Here is an 18,449-nt window from a genome sequence, read left to right as displayed (position 1 = left end):
CCAGCGGCCCACGCAATAAATTACCCATTTGCGCCGGACACGCCGGTCCGGAGTTGGCGCTTCAGCGCCTGACTCCGTCCCCAATGCAGGGCCTTTCCGGTGGCAGGAGCTTCGAATGAACGAAATGAACGAAACAACCCATATGGCCGAAACAACGACTCGCCCGGAAAATGGCCTTGCGTTCGACCTGATCGCAACCGACGGCCAGGCGCGCCGCGGCCGCGTCACGCTGAACCATGGCGTGGTCCAGACGCCGATCTTCATGCCCGTTGGCACCTACGGCACGGTGAAGGCCGTCCAGCCGCGCGAACTCGAGGAAATGCACGCGCAGATCATCCTCGGCAACACGTTCCACCTTTGGCTGCGTCCAGGGCTGGAAACAATCTCGGCGCATGGCGGATTGCATCGCTTCATGAACTGGAACCGGCCGATCCTCACCGATTCCGGCGGCTTCCAGGTCTTCTCTCTCGGCGATCTGCGCAAGATCACCGAAGACGGCGTCACGTTCGCGTCGCCCATCAATGGCGACAAGCTGTTTTTATCGCCGGAAATCTCGATGCAGATTCAGAAGGTGCTGAACTCTGACATCGTGATGCAACTGGACGAATGCACGCCCTACGCCACCAACGGCGTGCCTACGCCGCACAAGGACGCGGCGGATTCCATGCGCATGTCGATGCGCTGGGCCAAACGTTCGCTCGATGAATTCGCGCGGGGCGGCAACCCGAACGCGCTGTTCGGCATTGTCCAGGGCGGCATGTTCGAGGATCTTCGCGACGAATCGCTCGCCGGTCTCGCGGACATGGATTTTCATGGATTTGCGATCGGTGGTTTATCGGTCGGCGAGCCGAAGGAAGAGATGATCCGCCTGCTGGAACACGTCGGCCCGAAGCTTCCCGCCAATAAACCCCGTTATCTGATGGGCGTGGGCACGCCTGAAGACCTCGTCGCGGGCGTAGGCTCGGGCGTGGACATGTTCGACTGCGTGATGCCGACCCGCAATGCGCGCAATGGCTGGCTCTTCACCCGCTTCGGCGATGTCAAGATCCGCAACGCCACACACAAGAACTCGCTCCGGCCGCTCGACGAAAGCTGCGGCTGCTATACCTGCCGTCATTTCACGCGTGGATATTTGCACCATTTGCATCGCGTGGGCGAAATTCTCGGCTCGCAACTGAACACCATCCACAACCTGCACTACTACCTGCAACTCATGCAGGAAATCCGCGATTCAATCGAAAACCACATGTTCGACGCGTTCGTGAAGGTGTTTCACGAGAACCGGGCGCGTGGAATCGACTGACCAGATGGCTAACGTTCGCTTGATCGACGCTTCGATTCACGCAATAGACATTACAATTGCTTTACGCCGCCCTTTAACAGCTTGATCACAAAGCGCATTCCGCGCTTGTGCGGCGAAGCCCGGTGTTAGAATGGCGGGCTAATTTTCTGATCGTTATAACGGAGAGACCGACGTGGATTTTATTTCAAGAGCCTTCGGACAAGGCGCCGACGGTGCACAGTCAAGCATCATGAGTTTTCTGCCTCTGATCTTGATGTTCGCTGTGTTGTACTTCATCATGATTCGCCCGCAAATGAAGCGCCAGAAGGAACATCGCAACATGCTGGCTGCAATGGCGAAGGGTGACGAAGTCGTAACGAACGGCGGTATTGTCGGCAAGGTGACGAAGGTGTCGGACGCGTATGTGGGCGTCGAGATCGCGGAAGGCACGGAAATCACCATCCAGAAGGCGTCTGTCACGACCATCCTCCCGAAAGGCACGATCAAGTCGCTGTAAGGCCGATATTTCTTGCGTCCGGCGCGGCTCGTGCGGTTACGCACCTTTAAGCCGGCAGCCCGCTCATTGCCGGACGCAAACGCTTATCCCCTCCTCGCCAACTCTCCTGTTCGGCCATTCCCATGAATCGCTACCCACTTTGGAAATATGCCGTGATGCTGGTGGCGCTCGTCATCGGCCTCGTCTATACACTGCCCAATTTTTTCGGCGAAGCGCCAGCGGTGCAGGTATCGAGCGGCAAGGCAACGGTCAAGCTTGATTCGTCAACGCTTGCCAATGTCGAGGGCGCCCTGTCGGCGAGCAAGATCGCGGCAGACGAAGTCACCTTCGACAACTCGTCGGCTAACGCGAACATCCGCGTGCGCCTGAAAGACACGGATACGCAATTGCGCGTGAAGGATCTGTTGCAGAAAACGCTCAACAGCGACCCGAACGATCCGCAATATATCGTCGCACTGAATCTGCAGGCGGCTTCGCCGCGCTGGCTCACTGCGTTGCATGCATTGCCCATGTACCTTGGCCTCGACTTGCGCGGCGGCGTGCACTTCCTGCTGCAAGTGGACATGGCGGGGGCACTGAACAAGAAGCTGGATTCGAACGCCACTGACGCCCGCGCCCTCCTGCGCGATAAAAACATCCGCGATGGCGGCGTGAATCGCGTGAATCAGGCTGTGGTGGTCAACTTCTCCGACCAGGCTGCCGCCGATTCCGCGCGCACGGTGCTTTCGACGAGCCTGAACGAACTGCAATGGGCGACGCGCCAAGGCGGCGACGGTTACCAGGTGGTCGGCACGTTCACCCCGGCTGCGCAAAAGACGGTTGAAGACAGCGCACTCAAGCAGAACATCATCACGCTGCATAACCGCGTGAACGAGCTTGGCGTGGCCGAGCCGGTGATCCAGCAACAAGGCTCCGACCGGATCGTGGTCGAGCTGCCGGGCGTGCAGGACACGGCGAAAGCGAAGGACATCATCGGCCGCACGGCAACGCTCGAAGCCCGCCTCGCCGATCCGACCAACACGCATCCGGGCCCGAACGACCCGGTTCCTCCCGGCGACGAACTCTTCACGCAGGGCAACACTGGGCCCACGCTCGTACGCAAGCAGGTGATTTTCTCGGGTGACCGGATCATCGACGCATCGGCGGGATTCGACGAACATCAGCGTCCGTCCGTGAACATTCGCCTCGACGCGGCCGGTGGCCGTTCGGTAAGCAGCGTGTCGCGCGACAACATCGGCAAGCCGATGGCCATGATCCTGTTCGAGAAAGGCAAGGGCGAAGTGCTGACGGTCGCGACCATCCAGTCCGAACTCGGCGACCGCTTCCAGATCACCGGACAGCCTTCGCCGCAAGCCGCAACGGATCTCGCGCTGCTGCTGCGCGCCGGCTCGCTCGCGGCGCCCATGGACATCATCGAAGAACGCACGATCGGCCCGAGCCTGGGCGCCGACAACATCAGGAAGGGCTTCGATTCGGTGCAGTACGGTTTCGCCGCTATCGCCGTCTTCATGATCGCGTACTACATGCTGTTCGGCCTGATCTCCATGTTGTCGCTGTCGGTGAACCTGCTGTTGCTGGTCGCCATTTTGTCCATGCTGCAAGCCACGCTGACGCTGCCAGGTATCGCCGCTATTGCGCTGGCGCTCGGTATGGCAATCGATGCGAACGTGCTGATCAACGAACGGATCCGCGAGGAACTGCGCAACGGCGCGCCGCCGCAGCTCGCGATTCAGAACGGCTTTTCGCACGCATGGGCGACGATTCTCGACTCGAACGTGACCACGTTGATTGCCGGTCTGGCGCTGCTCGCGTTCGGCTCGGGTCCGGTGCGCGGCTTTGCGGTCGTGCACTGTATCGGCATCCTGACGTCCATGTTCTCGGCTGTGTTCTTCTCGCGCGGTCTCGTGAATCTCTGGTACGGCGGCAAGAAGAAGCTGCAATCGCTCGCGATTGGTCAGGTCTGGCGTCCGACTGGCAGCGACACGGCCGCGGCCACCGCCGCTTATCTGGCGAACGAGCGTGGTGACGATTCTCCCGTCGACGAAATCGTCCAGCCCGCCGCCCGCGCCAAGACGCCAGTCCCCGCCCGTGCGCAGAAGCAGAAGCAGGCTGCGCCCGCGCTTCGCAACGGCAAGCCGGTTGTTCGCCGCCGCTCGGGGCCTGGCATCGAGCCGAAAAAACCCGGCTCGTCCAACTGAGTCCCGGAGAATAAATCATGGAATTCTTTCGTATTCGCCGCGACCTGCCGTTGATGCAGCGAGCATTGCTTTTCAACGCAATTTCGCTCATCACGTTTCTCGCCGCTGTGTTTTTCCTTCTGCATCGCGGGCTGCATCTTTCCGTGGAATTCACCGGCGGGACCGTGGTGGAAGTGCAGTATCCGCAGGCCGTGCCGCTCGAACCCGTGCGCGACACCATGAGCAAGCTCGGTTATCCCGACGCCCAGGTGCAGAATTTCGGCACGTCGCGCGACGTGCTGATCCGCTTGCCGTTGAAGCAAGGATTGACGTCCGCGCAACAAAGCGATCAGGTGATGAGTGCGCTGAAGAACCAGGATGCGCAGGCGCAGTTGCAGCGTGTTGAATTCGTCGGTCCGCAAGTCGGCAAGGAACTCGTCACCAACGGGCTGCTCGCGCTTGCGTGCGTGGTGATCGGCATTGTGATCTACCTGTCGTTCCGGTTCGAATGGAAATACGCGGTGGCCGGCATTATCGCCAACTTGCATGACGTGGTGATCATTCTCGGGTTCTTCGCGTTCTTCCAGTGGGAGTTTTCGCTCTCGGTGCTGGCAGCGATTCTTGCGGTGCTCGGTTACTCGGTGAACGAGTCGGTGGTTATCTTCGACCGGATTCGCGAAACCTTCCGCAAGCAGCGCAAGATGACGGTGATCGAGGTGATCAACCACGCAATCACCAGCACCATGTCGCGAACCATCATCACTCACGGTTGTACGGAAATGATGGTGCTGTCCATGTTCCTGTTCGGCGGCGCGACGCTGCATTATTTTGCGCTCGCGCTGACGGTGGGCATCTTGTTCGGTATTTATTCGTCGGTGTTCGTGGCTGCTGCGCTGGCTATGTGGCTCGGCGTGAAGCGCGAAGATCTGGTGAAGGACAAGAAGCCGAAATTCGATCCCAACGATCCGAACGCTGGCGCAGAGGTTTAAAGCGCCAGGGATTCAATGTTTGAAGGCAGGAAGGGCCGATTCGAAAGAGTCGGCCTTTTTGCTTTTGGGGCGGGGATTTGCAACATTTGGTGGAACCGACGCACGCGGCTACGGGGAAGCCGACTGCGGGAGTTCCTAACACCTCACAATGTATGTACAATCGTAAATACAGGAAGCGTCATGCAATTCGAGTGGGACGAAGCGAAGAACCGCAGCAATATCCGGAAACACGGTATCGACTTCAATGACGCGGTCGGAATTTTCAAGTATCCCGTGCTGACCGCGGCGGATCGCCGGGAAGACTTTGGCGAAGACCGCTGGATTGCGCTCGGATGGATGAAACTGATCGTTGCGTTGGTCGTATATGTAGAGCGCGACGGCGACACCATACGGATCATTTCGGCACGCAAGGCAACGCGTCCCGAAGTAAGACGTTATGGGGACGCCATTTCCCGTTGATCCATTCAACGCCTTCCAGGCACTTAAGGGCAGAGCAAAACCATGAGCAAAACTACGAAGACCGACTGGAAGCGCCTGGAAGCCATGCCGGACGCCAGCATCGACACAAGCGAGATGCCCGAACTTGGCGACGATTTCTTCAAGAACGCCGAACTGCACAAACCGCCCAAGCAAGCCGTCACCATGCGGCTCGACGCCGACGTGCTGGCGTGGTTCAAGGAACAAGGCGAGGGGTACCAGACGCGCATCAACAAGCTTTTGCGCGCCTACATGCAGGCGCAGCAAAAGCGGCACTCATGAGAACGCGGTCGTACCTGTCACCTGAATCCAAGCCGTTTTCTCGCCGCCATCAACGCCACGAGGCTGATCGCCGCCGCGAAAATCATGTAGAAACTCGGCGCGGCCTTTGATCCCGTCGATGCAATCAACCACGTGATGATGAACGGCCCGAAACCGCCGAACACGGTCACCGCAATGTTATAAGCGAGCGACATCCCGGTCGTGCGCGTCGCGACGGGAAACATCTCCGAAAGCAAGCCCGGCAACGCGGCGAAGTACCCCGTCATCAATACGCCCAGCACTGCCTGCACGACCAGCAGGTTGCCGAACGTGGGATGCACGACGATCCACGTGAAAAGCGGGTAAATGAGCAGAAGCAAGAGCACCGCCGAGATCAGCATGATGCGGGTGCGGCCGTGGGTATCGGAGAGATGGCCGACCCATGGCGAAAGCACCATCTGGATTGCGCCGGTCAGCAGGATCGCCGTGAACGCCACCGATGGCGCGAGGCCCAACTGGCGGATCGCATAAGTCGGCATGAAGAGTACGAGATAGGTCGCAACCGTTCCCAGCACCACGGTGCCGATGGCAATCAGCAAGCGCTCCTTGTTCGATGCAAACGTGTCCCGCAACGGCGTCGCGGTCGTCACGGCCGAAAGGAATTCAGGCGTTTCATCGAGTCGCGTGCGGATGTAGTACGCCACCGGCCCGATCAGCAAACCGAAAAAAAACGGCATGCGCCAGCCCCATGAATTCATCTGTTCCGGCGATAGATTCCCGGTCAAAACCACACCGAAAATGGCGGCAAGCAGCGTGGTCAAGCCCTGGCTCGCGACCTGCCAGCTCGCGAAGAAACCGCGCCGCCCGGGCACATGCTCGGCAAGGAACGCGGTTGCACTGCCGAATTCGCCGCCGGCGGAGAAGCCCTGCATCAAACGCGCGAGCACCAGGATCAGCGGCGCCGCAATGCCAATGGACGAGTAAGTCGGCAACACGGCAATAATTAACGTGCCCACCATCATCAACAGAATGGACAGTGTGAGCGCGGCCTTGCGGCCGGCTTTATCGGCGTAAGCGCCGAGCACGATCGCGCCCAGCGGCCGCATGAAAAACGACACGCCGAACGTGCCGAGTGTCAGCAGGATCGAAACTGAATCGTTGCCCGACGGAAAGAACAGCTTCGAGATCACCACCGCGAAAAACCCATAGACCACGAGGTCGAACCATTCGAGCGCGTTGCCTATGGACGCCGCCACCACCGCGCGCCACGCGGCCGGCCGGACAACAGTTGCTGATACAGGCGTACTGGCCATGCATTTTCTCCTGGAATTTTTATATCGATGCCGCGCACATTCGGCCCGCAAGCAAAACTGCAAACGCTGCCGACTGTGCCACACCGAAATCCAGATCGAAATGCTCGCAAAACCCGGGGCAAAAAAAAACCGCTTCGTGCGAAGCGGTTTTTCCGGTCCACAGCATTGGACCGTGTAAGTAGTCGCTGCCTGCTTACTGGCGCACGCCTTCAGCTTGAATATGCAGTGTCGTCTTCATCTTGAAGCCGTAGGTCTTGCCATAATCCACGCCGAAATCGCCACGATCGAACGTCGCCGTCGACTCCGTACCGCACACTTCCTTCTTCAGCATCGGGTTGGTGAAGCACTTGAACGACTCGATCTTCAGGTTCACCGGCTTCGTCACGCCGTGCAGCGTCAGTTCGCCGATCACTTCCACCGGCACGTCGCCCTTGAACTTCATCGACGTGCCTTTGTACATTGCCGTCGGGAATTTCTCGGTATCGAAGAATTGCGCGCTCTTCAGTTCACCGTCGAGCTTCTCGTTGCCAATGTTGACCGATGTCATGTCGATGGTCGCCTCAAGCGTGCCCTTCTTCGCTTCCCGGTCGATCGTCACCGTGCCGCTGCTCTTGTTGAACTTGCCGCGCCACACCGAGATGCCGCCGAAGTGATCGGTCTCGAAGCTCGGGTACGTATGGCTCGGATCGAGCTGGTACGTGACTTCCGCTGCCATTGCGTTGGCCGATACCGCCACGAACAACGCGCCTGCGGCTGCAATCAAAAGGTTCTTTTTCATGTGTTTTCCTGGATGAATGACGAGTGTTGAAGACCGTTTATTTCTTGAGCGCGACGAGATGGAACTTGATCACGACTTCATCGGCGACAACCGATGTATCTTTCCACTCGCCCGAGCCCACGTCGAACTGCGTGCGTTTGATGGGCAATGCGCCATCGAAGGTTTGCGTCGCGCCTTGCTGCGTGACGGTGACCGGCACGGTCACGTTCTGCGACTTGCCCTTGATGGTGAGCTTGCCGGCGACGTTGTACTTGTTGCCGCCGGCCGGCGCGATGGAGGTCGAGGCAAACGATGCGCTTGGGAAATGCGCGACGTCGAACCAGTCCTTGTCCCGTGCCTGCTTGTTGTAGCTGTCGTCGCCGAGATCGTAGCTTGCGGTATCGATGGTGATGCTGGCGTTGCCGGCAGTGGGCTTGGCGGGATCGAAGTCGAGCGTAGCGGAGAACTTCTTGAACTTGCCATCGACGGGCACGTTCATTTGTTTGGACGTCGCCGTGACGGTGCTTTTGGTTGTATCGACCTGGGCTTGGGCGAACGCGGAAACCGCAGTGACAAGCGACGCCGCGGAAACGCCAGCAATCAACCAACGGGAAATTTTCACGTGTTTCATGTGTGTCCTGAAGCAATCCGGATAGTGGGACGAGCCGCTATTTGAGGAGCAAACGCAAGTCTGTGCAACCCGCCACGAAGAAACTGGCTATCAACAAACAGGAATCAATAATTGTCGATTTCCGGCGAATACATCGCAAAAAAGCACGCAGGGAAATTATCGGAGGAACGGAATCATGCGCGCAAGCAGGCCGTCGCGATCGACAAAATGGTGCTTCAGCGCTGCAAGCACATGCATGGCGACCAGCACCAGCAGCGTGTAATTCAGGTAGATGTGGACCATTTTGAGCGTGACCTTCAGCGCGGCGTCCGGGCCGATGATGGTCGGCAACGGGACCAGGCCAAGATAGACGACCTGGATTCCGGCGGCCGAACTGTACAGATAGCCAGACACCGGAATGATCAGCATCAGCACGTAGAGCAGGAAATGCGTGAGATGCGCGACGCCCTTCTGCCATGCCGGCATGCGCCGTGGCATTGACGGCGTCTTGTGCGTGCTGCGCCAGAGCACACGGATCACGGCGAGCGCAAACACGGTCACGCCGATCCATTTGTGCCACGAGAAATACTTGAGTTTGGTTGGCGTGAAACCGGGGATATCGGTCATGATCCAGCCGAGATAGAAACCGCAGACGATCAATAGCGCAATGAGCCAGTGGAGGCCAATCGCGGTGCGGCTGTAGCTCTCGGAGCTGGCGAAGTTCGGGCTGCGTTCCATACGGTGTCCACCAGAAGAAGTGCGGAATTGACGTTTCCGACCCATAGGTTTATCGCTGGGAGATGCGGTAAACCCGGGATACAGGTCTTAAGGCCGCCATCCTACCCGAACAAGTAAAAAACGGCTTTGAGGAGAGAAATAGTTGCCGATCTACAGTTGCTGCGTAGTTGACATCAGGCTGACGCCGCGATGAAAAATCACATCGGGAGCAGCAAGCCGCGTCCACTAAACGATAGCAACATGGAATGATCGGACTCGACACTCGAATATCTGGCGCATGCCAAGACCGATTGTTTCTGGGCGCCGCTGCGCTCGAGCGACGCCGTGCGCCGGTGTTTGTTAGTTTGTTACCATGCGCGCTGGCCCGGCCCTTGCTCTTTTAAGCGGCTGCCCCGGAACCAGAACACACACGATACTGAACACGCCCGCGAGCCAGCATTGCACTCATGGAAGAAAACGATCTGATTGCCTGCCACGAATGCGACACGCTTTTTCACAAGCGTACGCTGCCCGCGCGCAGTTCCGCGAAATGCACGCGATGCGGCGCCACGCTCTACCCCAGCGTATCGTCGAATCTGGACAAACTGTGCGCCGTCACGCTCGCCGCGCTGATCACATTCCTGATTGCGCAGGCGTTTCCTATTGTCGAACTCGAAACGAACGGGATCACGTCGCAAACCACGTTGATTGGCGCGATTGTCGCGTTGTGGGGCGAGAACATGGAAGTGATCGCCGTCATGGTTTTTTGCGCGACGATCCTCTTTCCGCTCACCGAGCTTGTCGCCATGCTGTATCTCGTGGTCGCGCTGCGTGCCGGATTCATCCCCGCCGGATTCAGTCAGGTGCTGCGCGCGATCCAGTTCGTGCGGCCCTGGGGAATGATCGAAGTCTTCATGCTCGGCGTGCTGGTCACGCTGGTCAAAATGATCAGCATCGCGCGAGTGATTCCCGAGGCGGCGCTGTTCGCATTCGGCGCGCTGACGTTGCTTTTCGCGTTGATCCTGACCTTCGATCCCCGCGCACTATGGGAAATTGCGGAGCGGCTGACCAAACGCGGCCCCCTGCGATACACCCCGTTCGGCGGCCTGCAATCCGGCATGGGCCCGGACCGGCAGACCGATCTTCAGTCCGATTCGCCGCTTGATTTGCTGCGGCCGCTCATGCCGTCGGGCACGCCGCCGGACGCAGCTCCTCCACCGCCAAAGCCATGAACGACCTGCCCGAATCTGCCGGACCGACCGGCGCCGCAGCGCCGGCCGAAAGCGCGCCGGTCTACACCACTGCCGCGCGTGCGGGGTTGATCGGCTGCCACGCATGCAGTCTCGTGCAAAAACGCGCGCACACCGTCGAAACGCAGCGCTGCACCCGTTGCGGCGCGAAGCTGCACCGGCGCAATCCCGATTCCGTCGCGCGCACCTGGGCGCTGCTGGTGTCCGCCGCGATCCTTTATATTCCGGCGAACCTGTATCCGGTGCTGCATACCTCATCGATTGTCGGTTCCGAGGACGACACCATCATGAGCGGCGTTGCCATGTTCTGGAACGACGGCGACTATCCGCTCTCGGCGGTGATTTTCATTGCCAGTATCCTCGTGCCGATGCTCAAGCTCGGCACCCTCGCCTATCTCACCTGGGCCACGCAAACCGCGTCCAAATGGCGTCCGCGCCAGCGCACGACGCTTTACAGGATCGTGGAAAAGATCGGCCGATGGTCAATGCTCGATGTTTTCGTCGTCACCCTTACCGTGGCGCTCGTGCGCTTCGGGTCGCTGGCGGTCATCACGCCGGGTCCGGGCGCGCTGGCGTTCGGCTGCGTCGTGGTGCTGACCATGCTCGCCTCCATGCAATTCGACCCGCGGCTGATGTGGGATCACATCGAACCTTCAGGAAAGAAATATGACTAGCCCGCAAGGCCCCTCAAACGACACGGCCAAGGGCCCGAACGAGCCTTCGCGAAATGCAGGCGGATCGCCACCCGGCGGTCTGCCGCCCAATCTCCCCGATCCTGTAATCGAGCCTCGCAGTCGCTGGATTCCGTCGCTCGTATGGGTGATTCCACTGGTCGCGGCGCTGATTGGCATTGCGCTGGTCGTGAAATCCGTGGCCGGGCGCGGGCCGACCATCACCATCAGTTTCGTAAGCGCCGAAGGACTTGAGACCGGCAAGACCAAGCTGAAATACAAGGACGTGGATGTTGGCACGGTCAAGAACATCACGTTGTCGAAGGATCATTCGCGGGTTCTCGTCGATGTCCAGTTGACCAAGGTCGCCGAGGATTTCGCGGTGAAGGACACGCGTTTCTGGGTCGTGCGCCCGCGTGTGGCGGCGAGCGGCGTGACGGGGCTCGGCACGTTGTTGTCTGGCGCCTATATTGGCGTGGACGCGGGGAAGTCGAAGGAAGACGAGACCCATTTCGTGGGGCTCGAAACGCCGCCGGCGGTGACGGGCGATCAGAAGGGACGTCAATTCACCTTGCGCGGCGAGTCGCTGGGTTCCATCGATATTGGCTCGCCAATTTATTACCGTCGTGTGCAGGTGGGCCAGGTCGTGGGCTTTTCCCTCGATAAAGACGGCACCGGCGTCACCATGCAAGTGTTCGTGAACGCGCCCTACGATCAATACGTGGGCACGAATTCGCGCTGGTGGCACGCAAGCGGCGTGGATCTGCGGCTCGATTCCAGCGGCTTCAAGCTCAACACGCAATCGCTCGCAACCGTGGTACTGGGCGGCATTGCGTTCCAGACGCCGCCGAACCAGGAACCTGGTCAGCAGGCGCCGGACAACATGACGTTCCGCCTCGGTTCCGACGAATCGGACGCCATGCGCGATCCGGACGGCCAGCCAATCCGCGTTGTCATGAACTTCAACCAGTCGTTGCGCGGCTTGTCGGTGGGTGCGCCCATCGATTTCCGGGGCATTTTGCTTGGCAGCGTGACGGGTATCGCGATTGACTACGATCCGAAAACGCGCACGTTCCAGATGCCGGTGACCATGAATATCTACCCGGACAGGCTCGGCAAGCGCTTCCGGGATTCGGCGCCGCGCCAGAACACCGTGGCGGGGCAGGAACTGCTGCAGAAGCTGGTGGCGAACGGCTTGCGCGGACAATTGCGGACCGGCAATCTGCTGACCGGACAGCTGTATGTCGCGCTCGATATCTTCCCGAAGGCGGCAAAGGCCACGGTGAACGTCGCGGCCGATCCGCTCGAATTGCCGACAGTGCCCAACACGCTGGACGAACTGCAGCTCCAGGTGGCGGATATCGCGAAGAAGCTGGACAAGATTCCTTTCGACGATATTGGCAACAACCTGAACAGCGCACTGAAGAACGCGAACAGCCTCTTCAAGCAGCTCGATACCCAGGTGGCGCCGGAAGCGCGTGACACGCTCACGGCCGCGAAGAAGACCTTCAGCGAAGCGCAAAGCACGCTGCAGCAAGACTCGCCGCTGCAGTCGGACGTTCATCAGGCGCTGCAGGAACTCACGCGGACGCTGCAATCGCTCAATGCGCTCTCCGATTATCTGGAACGTCATCCGGAGTCGTTGCTGCGCGGAAAACCAGGAGATAAGCCATGAGTCTGGCCAGAATTTTCAAGGCCACTGGCGGCGTGGCGGCATTGGGCCTCGTGGCCGCGCTCGCCGCATGCAGCAGTTCGCCGCCCGCCCGTTTCTATACGCTTGGCGGCGGTTCAGGCGACGCCGCCGTGAAAACGGTGGCGCCTGCTTCGTTCTATCTGGAACTGGCGCCGGTCGACATGCCGCCGCAAGTTTCCAAGAACCAGATGGTCGTGCAGGACGGCGCGGCGCAAGTGCGCGTGCTGGAGGATCAGCGCTGGGCGTCGCTGCCCGCCGACGAAGTGCGGCGCGCGTTGTCGGCGGATCTGTCGCAGCAGCTTGGCGCAATTGATGTCTATGGCACGCCGTATCCGGCGGGCGCGGCGGTTTATCGTGTGAAGGTAAATGTGCAGCGCTTCGAGTCGTCGCCGGGAAAACGCGCGTTGATCGACGCCGTCTGGAGCGTGCGCGGCGTCAGCAATCAGGCTGTGCTGACGTGCCGGACAGTCACCGAACAACCGGTTGGCGACGGCTTTGACGCGCTCGTGGCAGGGCATCGGCAAGCCGTGGATGCGCTTTCCCAGGCAATTTCCGCAGGCGTGCGCACGGTAAGCTCGGCGCCGCCGTTGACGGCATCCGTCGCGACGAAAAGTGCGAAACCGCCAGCGCCCGTTGCGCCGCGTCTGCTGCCCTGCCCCGTGAACGCGGTGCCCGCGCAGTGAACTGAGACGCCGGCCAGGTCCCGACGCAACCCGGTTGCACCGAAAGGCGCGCCGGGTTTTTTGTCGCCCGACCACAACGCCGGCATCTTGAAATTAAGTCGGCGTGCGTCGGGCCGGTTAAGATCGCTCTCCATGACTACTCTTTTGCAGAATCCACAACACAGATGATGAAACTGATCGGTTCGCTCAACAGCCCGTATGTTCGCAAGACGCGGATTGTGATGGCAGAAAAGAAGATTGACTGCGAACTGGTGCTCGAAAACGTCTGGGCATCTGATTCGAAAATCCATAGTTTCAATCCGCTTGGCAAGGTGCCGTGCCTGATTCTGGACGACGGCGAAGCCGTTTTCGATTCGCGCGTGATTTGCGAATACGTCGATACGCTTACGCCGGTCGGCAAGCTCTTGCCGCAGGAACGCCGTGAACGCACGGAAGTCCGATGCTGGGAAGCCCTCGCCGACGGCATGCTGGACGCCGCTGTGCTGATCCGGCTGGAAGGCACGCAGCGCGAAGAAGCGCAACGAAACGACGCGTGGATCGCGCGGCAGCAGCGCAAGATTGATGACGGCCTGAAAGCGATGTCCAAAGGACTCGCCGCCAAAAACTGGTGCTCGGCCAATCACTTCACGCTCGCCGACATTGCCTGTGGCTGCGCACTCGGCTACATCGACTACCGGATGCCCGATCTGAACTGGCGCGAGGATTACCCCAATCTCGACAAGCATTTGCAGCGTTTGTCGCTGCGCCAGTCTTTTATCGATACGCTGCCTGTCTGAGTTCTCGGCACGCGTCACGAAGTCACGAAGAAAAGCCCCTTTGCCGGGGCTTTTCTTTTTATTCCAACCCGCTTACTTCGCCAGCGCCTTCTTGAGCACCGTGTTCGCCTGATCGATCGCGGCGCGCGTGGCCGGCGTCTTCGCGAGCGCGTTGAGCATCACGAAGTCGTGGAACGTGCCTTCGTAGCGCACGGCCGTCACCCGGACGCCCGCCTGCGAGAGCTTGCGCGCGTAGGCTTCGCCTTCGTCGCGCAGCACGTCGTTTTCGTCGGTGATGACGAGCGCGGGCGGCAGATCCTTCAATTGATCCAGCGACGCCCGCAGCGGCGAGGCCGTGATCTTCTCCCGATCGGACGCGTTCGGCGCGTAGGCGTCCCAGAACCACTTCATGGCGTTCCTGGTGAGCCACGGGCCGTCCGCGAATTCGTTGTATGAGCCGTCGTCGAAGTTCGCGTCGGTGACCGGATAGAACAGCACCTGATAACGCAGCGCCGGGCCGCCCTGCTCCTTCGCCATCAGCGTGACGGCTGCCGCCATGTTGCCGCCCACGCTGTCACCTGCCACGGCCATGCGGGTTGCATCGACGTTGAACTGCTTTGCATGTTCGGCCACATAGCGCGTTGCCGCGTAAGCCTGCTCGATCGGCACCGGGAATTTGGCCTCGGGCGTGCGGTCGTAATCGACAAAAACCACGGCCGCCTGTGCGCCGTTGGCGATTTCGCGGATCAGCCGGTCGTGCGTGTTCTTATCGCCGAGAACCCAGCCGCCGCCGTGGAAATACATGATCACAGGCAGCACGCCCTTTGCATGCGCCGGGCGCACGACGCGGATGGCGATCTTGCCGGTCGGACCGGCCTCGATCACGCGGTCTTCGATTTGCGCGGCTTCCTTCTGGATTGGCTGCGACTGGGCGCCGGCGAGCACGTTGCGGGCATCGGCGGGAGACAGGGTGTAGATCGGCGGCCCTTTTTGCGCCGTGAGCGCGTCGATGAACTGCTGTGTCGCCGGTTCGAGCACGGGCGCAGCCTGCGCAATGGCGCTTGCGCCGAGCGTTGCAGCAACTGCAGAGGCGATGACGAGAGACTTGAGCTTGAACATGTTGACTCCTGTTAGTGACGGTGCGGTGGATAAAGTGATGAATAATGTGAAGCGTTAAATCGGCTAAAAATGCTCGGGAAATGCCTAAAAAAGTCTGTGAATTCAAATGCATCTACTTGTAGATAGACAACTATACTCAGTGCTTCCAGAATTTTTACGGCCTTTCTTGCGGCCTTTCTTGCTGCTTTGCAGCGCCTTCGTCAACGTAAATATGGGTTACCGCGTGGATCGATGCAGACTGCTAAAGGTCAAGGGCGACAACCACTTACAATGAATTACCCGCTTTTGCGCAATTCAAATGCATATCGCTAGTGGTTTACTCGTCAACCAGACCGGTCCGCTATGCACTGTCACACCATCTTCAAATACGGTAAAAAAGTAAGATAAAAACGCCACGAATCTACAATTTCGGCCGACTATCGGAAATCAAAATCTATCTACTCAAAGATAGACAAAAATCGATAAAGAGTTATTCATTCGTAGCAATATTCCGAACAATCCCGGAACGCGCGCATTTCATTACAGCGTCACACTTCTCGCACTTGCGATTTCAATCAGCGCTTTACTGTTTGCGTGACTTCATCAAGACGTACTTTGGAATGAAACAGGCGGCACGCCAACAAACTGCCTTGATACGCCGCAAATAGCGCCCGGGCGGTCACATCGGGTTTCCCGTTGACTCGCAAGGTCTCCTGCTTCTCGCCTTCGGCCAGCACCTTTGCCAGCCACGATTCATTCGCTTTAAAAAAAGCCTGCACTGCATGACGGACATCTTCGGGTAATGACTGAATATCCGCAGCCAGCATTCCACACAAACAAACCTGATCGCCTTCGCCTACGATCTTGCCGAACAATTTCACGTACCGATCGAGTTTCTTCTCCGCAGAAGCGGAACTGTCGATGGCGTAAATCGATGACATGACGTCAGCGCTATACGTGTTCACCGCCTCAAGCACCAGATCTTCCTTCGACGGGAAGTAATAGTGAATGCTCGATGTCTTTACCCCAACCAGCGTCGATAGGTCCCGATAACTAAAACCGTTATACCCGCGCGTCATCAACAGAATTTGCGCGTGTTCGAGCAACTGCTCGCGAACGGTGTTTTTGTCTGGGGTTTTCTCGTTGTTCATTTCGGGATTCTGCTTAGATTCTGCAGTCGTTTTTGCGCCAATGTGCTTCACTAATATTTTGTACCTAGGCTCTCGCGGTGTCGTGCTCTAACTTCAACCTAAGCCATGGCCGTAATTTATCTACTAGAAGATAGATTGTCAAGCGATGTAACGCCGATATCCGCATCTTTTTCTGAAGTCTTTCACAATGTACAAGGAAGCGGGCTGCGGCCCGCTTCCTTTGATGCATCGATACATACAGCTTTATCGCGACGTCAGCAACGCAGCCCGCGCCTCTTGCCGCGCCGGCTGCGCAGTCGCCGCGTGCTCGATTATTCCGCCACCCAGGCAAACATCGCCCCGATAAAGCACCGCCGATTGTCCTGGCGTAACGGCCCATTGGGCATCGTTGAAACGCAACTCGAACCGACCATCCGCTTGCGGCGCGCCCACCACGCACGCCGAATCCGACTGCCGATACCGCGTCTTCGCCGCACATTCCAGGCCCTCGGCCGGCGCCACGCCTGCCACCCAGCTGGTATTTCCGGCCACGAGCGAATGTGACAACAGCCACGGATGATCGTGTCCCTGCACCACATACAGCGTGTTGGAAGCCATGTCCTTGCCCGCGACGAACCACGGATCGCCGCTGCCGTCCTTGCTCCCGCCAAGGCCAATGCCCTTTCTCTGTCCGAACGTATAGAACGCCAGCCCGACATGCTCGCCGATCACCTTGCCATCGGGCGTTTTCATTGGACCGGGCTGGGTTGGCAAATAGCGGTTCAGGAACTCGCGAAAAGGCCGTTCGCCAATGAAGCAGATGCCCGTTGAATCCTTCTTCGCTGCATTCGGCAAGCCGATCTGCGCCGCGATTTCGCGGACCTTCGTTTTCGGCATCTCGCCGAGCGGAAACAACGTCTTCGACAATTGCGCCTGATTCAGCCGATGCAAAAAGTAAGACTGGTCCTTGGTGTGATCCGTGGCCTTCAGCAACTCGAACAGACCGTCGCGTTCACGCACGCGCGCGTAATGTCCGGTCGCGATGGTTTCGCCGCCAAGCGACATGGCGTGGTCGAGGAAAGCCTTGAACTTGATCTCGGCATTGCAGAGCACGTCCGGATTTGGCGTGCGGCCAGCCGAATATTCCCGCAGGAATTCCGCGAACACGCGGTCCTTGTATTCGGCGGCGAAGTTGACCGCTTCCACGTCAATACCGATCAGATCCGCGACGGACACCACGTCGATCCAGTCCTGCCGCGTCGAGCAGTATTCGCTGTCGTCGTCATCTTCCCAGTTCTTCATGAACAGGCCGATCACGTCGTAGCCCTGCTCCTTGAGCAGCCACGCGGTCACCGACGAATCCACGCCGCCCGACATGCCCACCACGACTTTCTGTTTTCCGGCCTTGCTCATTTTGCTCTCTGCCTTGTCTTCTCTGTGCGGCTTCTGCCTGGCTAAATCCGATCCTGCACCGGCGCGACCGAATGCGTATGAATGAAGTCGAGCGGCACGCGCCGCCCGGCAAGGTAATGATCGAGACATTCGAGCACGGCGGGCGACCTGTGCCGGTCAGCGCAAGCGCGCAACTCGCCGGCGGTAAGCCAGATGGCGCGCACGATGCCCTCGTCCAGTTGCGCGCCCGGCACCGGGCCCGAAGTCGTGCCGCAAAACGTGAATCGCAGATACGTCGCCGACTTCCCCGGCCGCTCGAAATGCGTGAGATACGCGCCAACGAGCGCCTGCGGCTCGAAGTTATGCCCGGTTTCTTCCAGCGTTTCGCGCTTGACGGCGTCCACAAGCGTTTCTCCCGCTTCCAGATGCCCGGCCGGCTGATTAATCTTGAGCCCGTCGGACGTGTGCTCCTCGATCACGAGAAAGCGCCCGTCCCGCTCCACAATGGCGGCGACCGTTACGCGCGGTGTCCAGCGTTCTGTTTTCATGGGACCGTATTTTACCGTTTTGCGCGTTTTCCCGCCGTTCGCGGCGTGCATGCTGGTTGTTGTCCGATGGCGTCATTTTTCACGAATGTTTCGGTTACAGTGGCAATCAGCCGTAAAAAGCAGCTTAAA

The 18,449-nt window shown here is 59.2% G+C and carries 19 protein-coding genes; 11 read left to right on the top strand and 8 right to left on the bottom strand.

Annotated elements, in window-relative coordinates; translation table 11 throughout:
• The first annotated feature begins 142 nt into the window (after positions 1-142).
• From tgt to ACRWA7_RS18565, 6 genes are all read left to right on the top strand, one after another.
• A complete protein-coding gene (gene tgt, locus ACRWA7_RS18590; RefSeq protein WP_438396689.1) occupies positions 143-1,303 on the top strand; it encodes a tRNA guanosine(34) transglycosylase Tgt in 1,161 nt (386 codons plus the stop codon).
• A 172-nt stretch (positions 1,304-1,475) separates the two neighbouring features.
• Positions 1,476-1,799: a preprotein translocase subunit YajC gene (gene yajC / locus ACRWA7_RS18585; protein WP_056356232.1), complete on the top strand. Its 324-nt coding sequence runs from the start codon at positions 1,476-1,478 to the stop codon at positions 1,797-1,799.
• A 122-nt stretch (positions 1,800-1,921) separates the two neighbouring features.
• On the top strand, positions 1,922-3,997 hold the full coding sequence (gene secD / locus ACRWA7_RS18580) for a protein translocase subunit SecD (protein WP_438395382.1): 2,076 nt from the start codon (positions 1,922-1,924) through the stop codon (positions 3,995-3,997).
• A gap of 17 nt (positions 3,998-4,014) precedes the next feature.
• The gene (gene secF, locus ACRWA7_RS18575) at positions 4,015-4,965 is read left to right on the top strand and encodes a protein translocase subunit SecF (RefSeq protein ID WP_060858837.1); all 951 of its coding nucleotides are present in this window, start codon (positions 4,015-4,017) and stop codon (positions 4,963-4,965) included.
• Between the two features lie 180 nt (positions 4,966-5,145).
• Positions 5,146-5,424 carry a BrnT family toxin gene (locus tag ACRWA7_RS18570; RefSeq protein ID WP_438395381.1) on the top strand — a complete coding sequence of 93 codons (279 nt, stop codon included), beginning with the start codon at positions 5,146-5,148 and terminating at the stop codon, positions 5,422-5,424.
• Between the two features lie 42 nt (positions 5,425-5,466).
• The gene (locus ACRWA7_RS18565; protein WP_060858835.1) at positions 5,467-5,724 is read left to right on the top strand and encodes a BrnA antitoxin family protein; all 258 of its coding nucleotides are present in this window, start codon (positions 5,467-5,469) and stop codon (positions 5,722-5,724) included.
• A 17-nt stretch (positions 5,725-5,741) separates the two neighbouring features.
• Here the strand turns inward: ACRWA7_RS18565 and ACRWA7_RS18560 are convergent, their stop codons facing one another.
• The 4 genes from ACRWA7_RS18560 to ACRWA7_RS18545 all read right to left on the bottom strand — a co-directional run bounded on the left by ACRWA7_RS18560 (position 5,742) and on the right by ACRWA7_RS18545 (position 9,121).
• On the bottom strand, positions 5,742-7,016 hold the full coding sequence (locus ACRWA7_RS18560) for an MFS transporter (protein WP_438395379.1): 1,275 nt from the start codon (positions 7,014-7,016) through the stop codon (positions 5,742-5,744).
• A gap of 193 nt (positions 7,017-7,209) precedes the next feature.
• Positions 7,210-7,794, bottom strand: coding sequence for a YceI family protein (locus tag ACRWA7_RS18555; RefSeq protein ID WP_438395378.1), 585 nt, complete (start codon positions 7,792-7,794; stop codon positions 7,210-7,212).
• Positions 7,795-7,831: 37 nt separating this feature from the next.
• Positions 7,832-8,404: a YceI family protein gene (locus ACRWA7_RS18550; RefSeq protein ID WP_438395376.1), complete on the bottom strand. Its 573-nt coding sequence runs from the start codon at positions 8,402-8,404 to the stop codon at positions 7,832-7,834.
• A 156-nt stretch (positions 8,405-8,560) separates the two neighbouring features.
• Complete coding sequence (locus ACRWA7_RS18545; protein ID WP_060817203.1) at positions 8,561-9,121, bottom strand: cytochrome b; 561 nt, start codon at positions 9,119-9,121, stop codon at positions 8,561-8,563.
• Between the two features lie 446 nt (positions 9,122-9,567).
• Between ACRWA7_RS18545 and ACRWA7_RS18540 the strand changes: the two genes are divergently transcribed.
• From ACRWA7_RS18540 to ACRWA7_RS18520, 5 genes are all read left to right on the top strand, one after another.
• A complete protein-coding gene (locus ACRWA7_RS18540; RefSeq protein WP_438395375.1) occupies positions 9,568-10,332 on the top strand; it encodes a paraquat-inducible protein A in 765 nt (254 codons plus the stop codon).
• On the top strand, positions 10,329-11,024 hold the full coding sequence (locus tag ACRWA7_RS18535; protein WP_082850353.1) for a paraquat-inducible protein A: 696 nt from the start codon (positions 10,329-10,331) through the stop codon (positions 11,022-11,024). The genes ACRWA7_RS18540 and ACRWA7_RS18535 overlap by 4 nt, the downstream gene beginning before the upstream one ends.
• Positions 11,017-12,696: an intermembrane transport protein PqiB gene (locus tag ACRWA7_RS18530; protein WP_060817204.1), complete on the top strand. Its 1,680-nt coding sequence runs from the start codon at positions 11,017-11,019 to the stop codon at positions 12,694-12,696. Before ACRWA7_RS18535 ends, ACRWA7_RS18530 begins: the two co-directional genes overlap by 8 nt.
• Entirely contained in the window at positions 12,693-13,397 is a 705-nt protein-coding gene (locus ACRWA7_RS18525; protein ID WP_438395372.1) for a PqiC family protein, read from the top strand. The genes ACRWA7_RS18530 and ACRWA7_RS18525 overlap by 4 nt, the downstream gene beginning before the upstream one ends.
• A 164-nt stretch (positions 13,398-13,561) precedes the next feature.
• The gene (locus ACRWA7_RS18520; protein ID WP_060817206.1) at positions 13,562-14,173 is read left to right on the top strand and encodes a glutathione S-transferase C-terminal domain-containing protein; all 612 of its coding nucleotides are present in this window, start codon (positions 13,562-13,564) and stop codon (positions 14,171-14,173) included.
• Between the two features lie 72 nt (positions 14,174-14,245).
• On the opposite strand, the gene ACRWA7_RS18515 is transcribed toward ACRWA7_RS18520, so the two are convergent.
• The 4 genes from ACRWA7_RS18515 to ACRWA7_RS18500 form a co-directional block, all read right to left on the bottom strand.
• Positions 14,246-15,271, bottom strand: coding sequence for an alpha/beta hydrolase (locus tag ACRWA7_RS18515; RefSeq protein WP_438395370.1), 1,026 nt, complete (start codon positions 15,269-15,271; stop codon positions 14,246-14,248).
• Positions 15,272-15,825: 554 nt separating this feature from the next.
• The gene (locus tag ACRWA7_RS18510) at positions 15,826-16,401 is read right to left on the bottom strand and encodes a TetR/AcrR family transcriptional regulator (protein WP_060817208.1); all 576 of its coding nucleotides are present in this window, start codon (positions 16,399-16,401) and stop codon (positions 15,826-15,828) included.
• A 243-nt stretch (positions 16,402-16,644) separates the two neighbouring features.
• Positions 16,645-17,922, bottom strand: a complete 1,278-nt coding sequence (mnmA, locus tag ACRWA7_RS18505; protein WP_438395369.1) for a tRNA 2-thiouridine(34) synthase MnmA — start codon at positions 17,920-17,922, stop codon at positions 16,645-16,647.
• Complete coding sequence (locus ACRWA7_RS18500; protein ID WP_438395367.1) at positions 17,835-18,320, bottom strand: NUDIX hydrolase; 486 nt, start codon at positions 18,318-18,320, stop codon at positions 17,835-17,837. Before ACRWA7_RS18500 ends, mnmA begins: the two co-directional genes overlap by 88 nt.
• Between the last annotated feature and the right edge of the window lie 129 nt (positions 18,321-18,449).

It is taken from the genome of Caballeronia sp. DA-9, from assembly GCF_051615025.1.
Taxonomy (GTDB): Bacteria; Pseudomonadota; Gammaproteobacteria; order Burkholderiales; family Burkholderiaceae; genus Caballeronia; species Caballeronia sordidicola.
The sequence above is the reverse complement of the archived record's forward strand: the minus strand, read 5'-3'. Positions and strand labels throughout refer to the sequence as shown.